7 protein-coding genes are annotated in these 12,317 nt (G+C 40.0%); 2 read left to right on the plus strand and 5 right to left on the minus strand.

Going from position 1 to position 12,317, the window contains the following annotated elements:
- Positions 1–985: divalent metal cation transporter (locus HYU69_13135; GenBank protein MBI2271281.1), on the plus strand; the 985-nt coding region annotated here is incomplete at its 5' end.
- Here HYU69_13135 and HYU69_13140 read toward each other — a convergent pair.
- On the minus strand, positions 982–5,448 hold the full coding sequence (locus HYU69_13140; protein ID MBI2271282.1) for a translocation/assembly module TamB: 4,467 nt from the start codon (positions 5,446–5,448) through the stop codon (positions 982–984). The genes HYU69_13135 and HYU69_13140 overlap by 4 nt on opposite strands.
- Positions 5,449–5,591: 143 nt before the next feature.
- On the opposite strand from HYU69_13140, the gene tsaD reads away from it, so the two are divergent.
- Complete coding sequence (gene tsaD, locus HYU69_13145) at positions 5,592–6,602, plus strand: tRNA (adenosine(37)-N6)-threonylcarbamoyltransferase complex transferase subunit TsaD (GenBank protein MBI2271283.1); 1,011 nt, start codon at positions 5,592–5,594, stop codon at positions 6,600–6,602.
- 10 nt (positions 6,603–6,612) lie between these two features.
- Here tsaD and HYU69_13150 read toward each other — a convergent pair whose 3' ends face one another.
- From HYU69_13150 to tnpA, 4 genes are all read right to left on the minus strand, one after another.
- Positions 6,613–8,193: a choice-of-anchor B family protein gene (locus tag HYU69_13150; protein ID MBI2271284.1), complete on the minus strand. Its 1,581-nt coding sequence runs from the start codon at positions 8,191–8,193 to the stop codon at positions 6,613–6,615.
- 95 nt (positions 8,194–8,288) lie between these two features.
- A complete protein-coding gene (locus tag HYU69_13155) occupies positions 8,289–8,993 on the minus strand; it encodes a YdcF family protein (protein ID MBI2271285.1) in 705 nt (234 codons plus the stop codon).
- A gap of 126 nt (positions 8,994–9,119) precedes the next feature.
- Positions 9,120–11,762, minus strand: a complete 2,643-nt coding sequence (locus tag HYU69_13160; GenBank protein MBI2271286.1) for a DNA gyrase/topoisomerase IV subunit A — start codon at positions 11,760–11,762, stop codon at positions 9,120–9,122.
- Between the two features lie 43 nt (positions 11,763–11,805).
- A complete protein-coding gene (gene tnpA, locus HYU69_13165) occupies positions 11,806–12,291 on the minus strand; it encodes an IS200/IS605 family transposase (protein MBI2271287.1) in 486 nt (161 codons plus the stop codon).
- Positions 12,292–12,317 lie beyond the last annotated feature (26 nt).

Here is a 12,317-nt window from a genome sequence, read left to right on the forward strand (position 1 = left end):
CGAATGGGCGCCGATGCTCTTTGCCATTGCCCTGATAGCAGCCGGGCAAAGCTCTACCATCACAGGCACTTTAGCCGGCCAGGTAGTCATGGAAGGTTATCTTAACCTCCGAATACAGCCCTGGATAAGACGTCTCATGACCCGACTGATAGCAATTATCCCTGCATTCCTGACCATCTATATAGCCGGGGAATCTGCAACCGGAAAACTTCTGGTATTCAGTCAGGTTATTTTAAGCCTCCAGCTTGGCTTTGCCATCATTCCACTCATACACTTTGTAAGCGATAAGAACAGGATGGGCACATTTGCCATTGGCCGACTAACAAAGATTGCGGCATGGCTTTGTGTTATAGTGATCGTTGGCCTGAATATCAATCTTGTAATTCAATCGATTGTTGAATGGCTGATTACTTCAGAGAACCCGACTGTAATTGCTTTTACCATAATACCCCTCAGCATTTTCGCATGCTGCCTCTTGTTTTATATCACATTTAAACCATTCCTTAACAACATCCGGTTTTCTTCATATAAACCACACAGCGCATTTCATTCATTGAAACTTGAACCGGGAAAAAATTATGCAAACATTGCGATCGCGGTGGATTTTTCGGATATGGACTCTAAGACCATCAGTCACGCGCTGTTACAAGGCGGGACAAAAGCCAGGTACCTGCTTATTCATATTGTTGAAACACCGGGGGCCATTATTCACGGAAAAAACACCCGGGATTACGAATCGCTGGCCGACAGAAAAGGGCTGGATGAATATGCCGCACAATTAAGAGCACTTAGCTATAAGGTTGATGTTACACTCGGCTATGGCAATCCAAAAAAGGTAATACCCGAAATAGTTAATAAAAGCGGGACTGAATTACTTGTTATGGGAGCTCATGGACACAGGGGACTGAAGGATCTCTTCCTGGGCACCACGGTTGATGCAGTGCGGCATGGAATAAAAATTCCACTGCTGGTTGCGCGGGCTTAATTTGCCGGCTGTTCTTTTTTCTTTTTCTGAAAACGAAACAGGTAGTACTTATACAGATCTCCGATCGTATTGAACTCTTCTCTGTAAAATACACCAACTCCCTGCGTATAGGGAGAACTAAGGTTAATGATCGCATTGTCGTTCGTACGGTTAAACGCTTTTACGCGTATTTTCCCATCATCTGTAAGTTTATATTCCATGTTTACATCACCCACAAGTGTATTGGTGCTCTGCGCAACTCTTGAGGAAACACCAAAATTGCCATCAATACTCAAACGGTTATTAAATAACTGGGTAGAAAGTGCCAATTGTAATTCTTCATTACTCACCTTATCACCCGCTCTGTATTTAACACCAAGATCAAAATCTTTACTGATTTTTGAAAGCATATTACTCAGCTGGTTCGACAACAGCTCACTTGAAGCCGCTTTTCCGGCATTCCCTGTTTCACCGGTACCAACGAGAGTTTGCGGAGTAACAAAGCTGCCAAGTACCATCAATGAGAATACCTGGCGGTTCATTTCAAGGTCATTATTCACCATATTGCGCACATCTCGGCGCGTACCCTCATTCACAGTCGGCAAGTCAATATCAAAAGCGATATCCGGAGTCATAAGTTTATTTGACAATATCATTTTACAATCAACAGGGTATCTGCGTTTATATGTACCGGTAGAATCCCCGGGGAAAAGAGGGCTGAGAGAGGTCCTTAATTTGTACACCGCGTTAAGGTTCATTTCGGCATCGTAAGGGCTGCCGCTCCATTTAACTGTCCCCCCCTGCTCTATATCGAAACGTTTGTTGATGATATTTTGAAGTGTGAATAAATAATCTCCATTCTCCACAGTATAATTACCATACATATTGAACTTACCCAGCGTATTGATCTCAAGCTTTAATGTGCCGTTCCCGCGCGCTTTAATAACGTCTCCGATCTTTTGATCGAATATCAGTTCTATCTCCGCATCCGGGGTTACATCCAGGTCGAAATCGAGCTGTAACCCGCTAAGATCCACTTTGTACTTATCTTTCTTAACTCCACTTGTATCGTGATTCACAAATGTTATAAAATTACTTTGCGAAACTTCGGTAGTACCTGACAATGGAATAAACAATTTAGTTTTCCCGCTTTTCTTCGCAATATTGACCTTGTCAGTTTTTACATTCGCCGTGATTAATATCATGTTATTGATATAACCGAATATATTAATATAGGGTCCTGTAACGTAGGCCTGTCCGTAATACAGCGGGTTCTGATCTTCAGTCGTATTCAATACCATAAATTTTATCGGAGTAATGTCAAAGTCAAGCTGGAAATTTTTGAAATTATCATGGTAAACTTTTCCATTCACAATAGCGGTACCTGACCCCGATCTTCTATCCTTTTCAGAAAGTGTGTTACCCTTTTTATTCTGTTCATAGATCTGATCGTATAACACCATGTTCTCAACCCCAAATGAATTCTTATCTATGATCACATCATGTTTGAAGCTATACCATGTTCCCAGGTAATTAACACTTACCCTTTGCGCATCTATTGTAAGCTTACCGCTTAATTCGGGATTACTTAATGGCCCTTTTAGAAGCATATTCCCTGAAAATTGCCCGACAACATCTTTACAATAATCTTTGATAAAAGGCTTTACGAGATCCAGACTGAGAGTATTCAGCGTTAAATTCATATCAATACTGTTGTTCCTGTTAGGATAATAAAATCCTGAAAAGATAATATCGGGAAGAATATCCTTACTGAACAATCCGTTCAACGCCAGCGCGTCCTTCTCACTGTTCCAGATGGTTTTTACATACCCATTCCCGATATCTTCATTATTTATTTTCAAGCCTGTAAAATTTGTATTGCTGATGACCATCGGTGTGGAATAAATGCCGGCAACACGTGTTTGTCCGTCAACAATACCTTTCAGCTTAATGCCGGAACTAACCATGAACCTGTTCAGGTTGGCAAGGTTAAATTGTGTGAACCTGACAAGCATGCTATCCGAAGAAAATCTCGAAGAGTTGCCGCTTATATGTATGTACTGACGATTATTAGAGATTTCCATGTTATGGACATAAATACAGGATGTATCAATGATTACCTGGTTGTTTGAATTAATGGCCCATATTGAATCAGTTATGACTATTTCTGAAGGAAGAAAACTGAACTTTATCTCAGGAGCTGAAGTGAATACCGCTTTTGCTTTTATATCGGCCCGGTATTCGGGAGTTGAGTGATTATTCCATTTAATATTGAAAAAGGAAGAATCATTTTGAGTGCCGGTAGTTACATCAAAGTTTTTCAGCAAAAGACTGTCTGTAATAGCTACCTGTGATGAGGTTATGTCCAGGTTCAGTTTTTTATTCTCCAAACGGGCCTTTAATTCAACACTATCCAGTTTGTTGCCAAATACTTTTAACCGGGGGGAGGATATATCCAATACCAGCTGCTGGATTGTTGAATTATAGGTTCCGTCAATTGTTGTTCCTTCGGCGATCCCTAATTTTGGTAAAAATAATTTTGTAAAATCATCAGGGTGTTTGAATCTGGCTTTTAATTCAAACTGCTGGTCTTGCGGGGCCTTTATCTGTCTGGAACTGAAGTAAGCCGGCAAAACAAAACTGAGCATGTTTTCGAATGAAGTACCCAGCTCCTGGAATATGTATTTCCCTTTAACATCAACATCAATAAAATCAGAGCTTACACGAAGCTGTTTGCTGCGGGCATCATCTGTGGCAGTCAGTTTAAATTCATTAAAAACAAAGTGCTCCTTACCAATGCTAACGGATGTATTATGTGCTTCCGCAACCCCGGTTAAATTATCAATAGAGTTACCCTTCATTTGAAAATGAAGAACAGAGGAAACTACTACCGAAGTATCACGTTTAAGAACATGAAGAGCGGTAAGGTTGGCCTGCGTAATGTCGGCATTAAAATTCAATTGCGGCAGCTTTTGAGTGAAATCAACATTTCCTTCAAATTTAAATTTCAGATTGTCATCATTTAAAGTCAACGTTCCATCAAATATTTTTCTTGATAACCTCGCCTCAACCTTCGCATCCTTATAACTATAACCCATTGCATCAAAACGTATGATTGTCCCATTCAATTTAGCGTCAGCATTATCACTCTGCACTCCACTTCCATCAATATGAGCATCAAGTGCGATATTTCGGATCTTATCTGTCAGCAACAGTTTACCTATGTTAAAGCCTGATGATCTTAACTTACCTTTATAAAACAGTTTCTTGATATCAAGATCCTCCTTCATGGACATATCACAGGAAACGTTCCCCAATGCAGACGAAAAGGTTCCGAAAGCGACAAAGTCATTTAAGAAGCCATTGAAACTTCCATGAAATGAAATGAGACCCAGTGACTTCATGTTATCAGGAACCTTCAGTGTTTTACCTTCAGCAAAAGGCGGAACCGGCATTTGCTCCAGATCGCCTTTGTTTGTTGTAAGCTTATTCACTTTAATATTCAATATCATCTCATCAACATTTGGTATACCTGTTAATTCAATGTTGCCATCGAAATGAGTTGCAGTTCCGTAATGTATCGTCAAATTCTTACCCTTCAGGGCATCAACCTTCCCATTAATATTCCCTGATATAAATACCGTTTGATGAATATCTTTTAAAACCGGCGCGAAATATCCAATATCGGATACCTCTACCCAGGTGCTGTCAAAATGACTTTTCATTTTAACCTTTGTTATAAAGTCAGGGAAATCGGCGTACTTGTCGTACTTCATTTGAAAATCGCTTTTGATACTGCTTCCGGGAGTAATAATCCTCAGATCATTTAATATAATTCCTTTAGGTGAAATGCTCGTATTTGCGGATAAGCTGCTTAAAACAAATCCGCATTTTTCGTACGCGGATAATTTTTCTATATCAAAATAAATAGTATCCTTTTCAAAATGAATATTTCTGATATTGCCATTTACTTTCCTGCATAAAATATCAGAATAGTTCATTCCCTCTGTGCTGACTGTATCGGCTTCATTCTTATAAGCGAAGAACAAATCTTTAAGAATAATATCTCTGCATTTCACCTGCCAAATTGTCGGATCTTTAGAAGTAGTATCGTTACCTGAAAAGGCATCGATCAGGAACTGAAAGTTAAAATCCTTCTCACCGGAATATTGGATCAATTTAACCTTAGGATTTACTAACTCCAATCCGGATACAGCCAACTCGCGCTTTTCAAAACTTAAATTGGTGACATCCAGCTTCAGCTCATTAAAGAAAAGCAGGGTATCCTTATGCACATCCTGGATATAAACATCCCGAAGGACAAGCTTTTTGAAGAATTCAATATCCACTTCACCGATCCTGACCTCTGTATGGAGTTGGTTTGAATAATATGAAGCCAACCTGTGCGCAATTTTAGTTTGAACGGCAGAAGAACGGAGGAGCAACACGCTTCCGGCTACTAACAAAACAATCGTCAATAGCACATACAATGATATTTTAACAGCTTTTTTAATAACTTTATTACCAGTTTGTTACCTGATTGACAAATTTAAACAAACGATACCTTTAAACCTTATCGATCTTAAATTGATTCTAACAAGCGACGGTGAGTAACAATACAAATAAAATAATCATTTTAGGGATCGAATCATCCTGTGATGATACAGCTGCAGCTGTAATTCAGGATGGCAAACTTCTTGCCAATATTGTTGCGGGGCAAGGAATACATCAGCAATATGGCGGCATTGTGCCCGAACTGGCCTCAAGAGCCCACCAGCAAAATATAGTCCCTTTGGTTGATTCAGCCCTTAAAAAAGCTGATATTACCAAAGAACAATTAAGCGCTGTCGCTTTTACCCGCGGCCCCGGATTGATCGGTTCGCTGCTGGTCGGCACTTCGTTTGCTAAAGGATTCGCAATGGCGCTCAACATTCCACTCATCGAAGTACACCATATGCAGGCTCATGTTTTGGCTCATTTTATTACCGATAATTCTGACAAGCCACATCCGGAGTTCCCCTTTCTGTGTTTAACAGTTTCCGGCGGACACACTCAAATTGTGTTGGTGAAAGATCACCTCGGAATGAAAATTATTGGCGAAACCATTGATGATGCAGCCGGTGAGGCTTTTGACAAGAGCGCGAAGATAATGGGACTTCCCTATCCCGGCGGTCCTTTTATTGATCAACTTGCGGAGAAAGGCAACCCTGACAAATTTAAATTTCCTCATCCGCAAATTCCTGAACTTAATTTTAGTTTCAGCGGATTAAAGACCTCTTTCCTGTATTTTATCAATGAACAGGTTAAACGCGAAAATGACTTTATTGAAAAGAACAAAGCCGATCTCTGTGCTTCCATTCAGAAAACGATAATAGATATATTGCTCGCGAAATTGAAGCTGGCCGCAAAACAACACAACATATCCCGGATCGCTGTTGCCGGTGGAGTTTCGGCCAATAAAGGATTACGTAAGGCCCTGGAAGAAGAGGCCCGGAAAAGCAATTGGTCGCTATTTATTCCCCCATTTGAATACTGCACGGATAATGCAGCCATGATAGCCATTACAGGATATTACAAATTTTTGATAAAAGATTTTTGCGATCAGAACACAACCGCAACCGCCAGGTATCCTATGTAAGTCCGCAGAGCTATTGCAGCTTCAACAATTTAACCGCATGGCTTTTTGTATTTCCGTTCGTTATCTGAGCAAAATAAATACCCCGCTCATGTATACCTTCAATTGAAATAACGCCTGTCTTGCTTTTAATGGCCTGTTGAATAAGCAAACGGCCTGTAATATCTGTTACAATCAAGTGGCCATCAGAGGATAGTTCGTCAATGAAAGAATAACAAATCGAAAATTTATCACTGAAAGGATTAGGATATACATTAAATTTCAGCGCATCATTCTGATCATCAATGGAATTTGAAACTGGTTTTAGTTTAACATTGAGGGTGGTGACATTACCTGCAGACAGGTTAATTCCGCCAATGGTTCGTGTAATATATCCCGATTTTGAAACCTGTACCGTATATGTTCCCGGAACAACTGTACCAATCGCATAATCACCGGTTAACTTTGTACTGTCAACTATACTTGTGGTTAGTATATCGACATTTGCAGTATTGATCGGCAAGGCCGTTACCGAATCTGTTACATTACCCTCAAGATAACAGGCGCGCTTGTATGTTGGGGATAAAACAAACAACCCTTCGTTAATATTACTTACCACAATTGTTCCTGAAGGAAGATAAGGATAAACGCCCCATGCACCCGTATATCCATTGCCTGAGTTGGCCGTATCAGTGTCAAAATCAGCAACCTGAACGAGATTAGTTGGCCGGTGTCCATCGAAGATCACAACACCGTCTTTATAATACGAACAAACCACCCAATCACTTTTAACATGACAGTTATGCACCACCGATCCTGATCCCGGATTAGATTGAACCATATCAAGCAGCGTTATATTAGCGGAATTGCTTACATCATAAGCATCAAGGAAAGAACCGGAGGTTTCATCTGTTGTAAAAAGTGTTTTACTGTCATCAGAAAGCCAGGTGTTATGGGTGGCCTGTTTTGAAGTGGTTTGAGTTTGGATTAATGTTGGTGTTGATTTATTCGAGACATCAATAATTGAAAAATAGCCTGTATAAATATGTGACCCATATAATACATTGTTCCTGACATAACCGTCATGAATATAACTCATATTGAAAAGCCCTGCTGCAACAGGGTTCCAGGGATCAGCGAGATCGCAAATTAAAGCTCCTTTGTATGTTCCGCCGTACAGGTATGCAAATCCATTATCGATATGAAGCGAATGAGCCCTGACAAGGGTATCGCCCATATATTTCACTTCCCAATATTTGCTGGGAAGATTCGTACCCGGAAGTTTTCTGAGATCAATAATCTGGAGGCCCCCTCCACCTTCAGATACCACATAAGCATATTTACCCCAGGTTTTAACTTCCTTCCATAAGTTATCCGGGCCGGGGATCTGGACCACTTCAAAGGGACTGTCAGGATTTGTAACATTTACTATTGAAAGACCCTTTGAGGCACCTACCAACGCATACTCGTTTCCAAGACTATCCACATAACCCCATATATTGGCACAGGTTTGACCAGGATATGGTAAGTTAGACCGGAAATTTATATTTACCTGTGCACTCAGAAGCGTATATCCAACACATAAGCAAAACCACACATATTTAAATTGTTTCATAACCCACTATTGCGTTTATAATATTAATTTAAGTTACTAAGAAATAGTACAGAAAGCAATATCACGAACAAAATAAGGTACGAAAATTAGGGGGATCAAATCCAGCCATTAAGTTTATAGTAGCCAAGTGCTACAAACTCGCGTAAACAGGTAATTTCCAATTTAAGGTAATTCCAGAAATTATAGCGCAAGGCAAGGTTAGAGGAAACATTAGGTGAATATTTTTTGCCTCCGACTTTTTTATGATCATAGGTAAGATCAACAAACATCGCATTTTCAAAGGCAGGTTCTCCTCCCACATGCTTAAACCCTGCTTTCCAGAAGACTTTCATGGTGCGCATCATGTTTTCGGGAGAAGTGACAAGTACAATGTTTTGATCAGGCATTTCAGGAAAATCCTGAGCGATCATAATGGCCTGTTCACGTGTATTTGTTCCTCTTTTTTCAATTTCTATACGTGATGAATCAATTCCCTTTTGGATCATTTCCTCCCGGATAAGTGCTATAACGTCCTCATCAATCGGATGAGCGACCAGCACTTTTGCTTTAGGATATTTTTTTGCCAATGCGGAAGTATAGTAAATACGGATAAGGTTGGATTCACTGGGCATGCCGCTGCCGCCAAGAAAAACTATATGATCCGGTTTGAAATAATATTCACTCGCATTTTTTCCCAGCCACCAGTGGATGTCAAATGGAACGCGGGTGAAGGAGAACACGATGAGTATAAATGAAAAAATGCCAAAGCCAATAAATATTTTTGAGAATACTTTTTTTATTGTTGGCCAGGATTGGGTCATTGAGAATATTTTAAACTTTGCCCTTAGAAATGTATGGCCTACAATCAAAAATGCTGATGATTCTGATTTCTTTGCCCTTCATTTTAATTGCAATAATGTCCTAACATCAATGACCAAACTACTACCTTATATATCCAACTTTGTCTGCTTAGGAGGCTTCCCACCCTTTCCTTTTTTCTTTACAGTTTTAGAAGGTAATTCAGCAACTTTTTTAGGCTCAGCTTTTACAGGAGGTGCGGCAGCAACTTTAGCCGGTTCTTCAACAGGTGGCGGTGCAAGAGGTTTCTCTTTTAACTCCAGCAAGTTAACTTCCTTCACTTTATGGTCAGTAAGTTTATTTCCTTTTGCTTTGAGACCTTTTATTTCAATGAACTCAATGAGGTTTATTTTCTTATTTTTTATTTCCTTTTTGGAGAAGATGATATCGACTACTGGTGCAGCCTGTGTAGTTGCGACTTCGAGCACTGAACCTTCGGCCTCGCTGATAAACAAAACTTTTTTATCAGTAGGTTCAACAACAAAACGTTTTACATAATACTGTTTATCCTTTCCATCATAATAAATAGCAGATACCGGTTTTGCCGGATCAAATTTTTCGATCAAAATAATATCTTCATCAAAGTGAGTCGACAGATCGAATGAATACAGTTTATAATGCCCGCTTTGGGTAATACCTAAAATTTTATCCTCACCCGAAAACTCGCCGAGATAAGTGCCATACTCGGTATTATTAATGCGGTGAACAGTATCGTCAAACCATATTCTCTCTGTATGCGCTATCCCCGCCCCTTTCGATTTCTGAACGATCTTTTTCACAGGATATTTGGTAACCACATTACCCATTGTTCCCCTCGCTTTTATCGCGAGGTCGGCGAAGTTTACATCAAACTCCAGTTTCCTCAAACCAGGCAATGGTTTCAGATGAACGGTAACAACCTCCGACTCACCATTAGGGTTTGCCGTAAAATACAACACTTGTGACTCGGGGGTTTCCCTGGTCAGATCGTATTCCTTATCACGCGTTACACCTGTTACAGGAAAACGCTTCATCATAGCAGCACCCTTTTTACCATCACGGTATATCATGTTGTAAATGGTGCGTTCGTCATTCTTTTTGAACACATTTACATATATAATATCCTTACCCATAAAGGCCTTGTCGGCAACTTTTACCACTTTCATTTTGCCTTCCCTCTCCGAACATTCGCAAACAAATTCATCCTTCTTAAGTCCATAGCCTATAAAGCCTTCTTCCCTGTTCACATACAGCTTTTGATTGGCAACAACTACATGGCGAACCTCGATATTCTCGAATGAGCGTATCTCGGTTTTGCGCTCACGGCCTGCACCATATTTCTTCTTCAGGTTCATAAAATATTCAACCGCGAATTCAGTAAGGTTTGCCAAGTGGTGTTTTACCTCATCGATCCTTTTCTCGAGGTCTTTCATCACATCATCCGCTTTAATACTGTCAAAACGGGTGATACGGATCATCGGGATCCTGGTCAAACGCTCAAGGTCCTCATCATTGATCGCACGGTTCAGCTTGCGCTTATGGGGCTTAAAAGATTCGTATAAATATTTGTATAAATTCTCTTTATCGTTGTACTTTTTGAAATCGATATACATCTCTTCCTTGATGAATATTTTTTCCAGTGAAGAAAAATGCCATTGTTCTTTAAGCTCTTCAAGTTCAATTTCCAGCTCCCGCTTTAACAGCTCCAGCGTTTGATGTGTGGAAATTTTCAGCATTTCGTTCACCCCGACAAAGCGCGGCTTGTCGTTCTCAATTATACAGGCATTTGGTGATATGGATATCTCACAATCCGTAAAGGCGTACAACGCGTCGATTGTCTTATCCGGCGACACATCAGGTGCCAGATGTATCAACACCTCAACATTCTCTGATGTATTGTCTTCAACCCTTTTTATTTTTATTTTTCCTTTGTCGTTAGCAGAAAGAATCGAATCGATCAGAGACTGCGTTGTTGTCCCAAAAGGTAGTTCCGAAACAATAAGCGTCTTTTTATTCAGCTGCGATATTTTGGCACGAACACGTACCCTTGCCCCACGCAAACCCTCGCTGTAATTACTAAAATCAGCGGAACCGCCTGTAGGAAAATCAGGCATGATATCTGTTTTTCGGCCGCGTAAGACCTTTATCGATGCATCGATAAGTTCATTAAAATTATGTGGCAAAATTTTGCAGGCGAGACCAACCGCAATACCTTCAACACCTTGCGCCAACAGCAAAGGAAATTTCATCGGTAATGTTTCCGGCTCTTTATTCCGACCGTCATAACTGGCTAACCAAGTAGTCGTTTTGGGATTGAAGGCCACTTCCAGCGCGAACTTCGACAAACGTGCTTCAATATAACGGGGAGCTGCAGCAAAGTCACCTGTCAATATATTTCCCCAGTTACCTTGTGTATCAATAAGCAGATCTTTCTGTCCTAACTGCACCATCGCATCACCAATTGAGGCGTCACCATGCGGATGGTATTTCATAGTGTTACCTATAACATTCGCCACTTTATTGTAACGCCCGTCTTCCATTTCCCACATGGAGTGCATGATACGACGCTGCACGGGTTTTAAGCCATCTTCAATAGCAGGAACAGCCCGTTCAAGAATTACATATGATGCATAATCCAGAAACCAATTCTGGTACATGCCAGAAACAAGGATTACATTATGATCGTTGCCACCGGCGTTATTAGTGTTTTCGGGTGTACTTGCTGAATTGTCTGAATCTTTGATCTTGGCCATAAAAGTTATTCTATTTCAAGGTTCTGAAACCTAATATTAGTATTTATAATTCAACGACATTAGAGTTATAATCCAACCAATCAAACAGGTATTCGTCTTTATATTTAATTTCATTTTTATTTAATAAATCAAGGTATTCATCTCTGAAACTTTTTTGGGCATGATGCACTTCCTGATTTCTAATATATTCAACTACATCCGGCAATTGTGATTTCGAATATGAAAATGCTCCAAATCCCTCCTGCCACTGAAATTTACCCGTTAACTGTGAATTTGTATTAATAAATTTTGTTGAATGCTCTTTTATTTCACGCACAAGAGATGATATTGCTATGCCAGGGCTGATACTAACTAAAATATGTAGGTGATCAGGCATTCCATTTATTATATATAATTTCTGTTTTTGATTTTGAACAATTCCTGAAATGTATTTGTACAATGTCACCTTTATACTTTCTGTTATAAGACTGTGTTTACCCTTAACAGCAAAAACAAGCTGGATATATATTTGAGAATAGGTATCGGCCATGGCCTATGTGATTTATCCTGATATTA

Source organism: Bacteroidota bacterium (genome assembly GCA_016183775.1).
Lineage (GTDB): Bacteria > Bacteroidota > Bacteroidia > JABDFU01 > JABDFU01 > JABDFU01.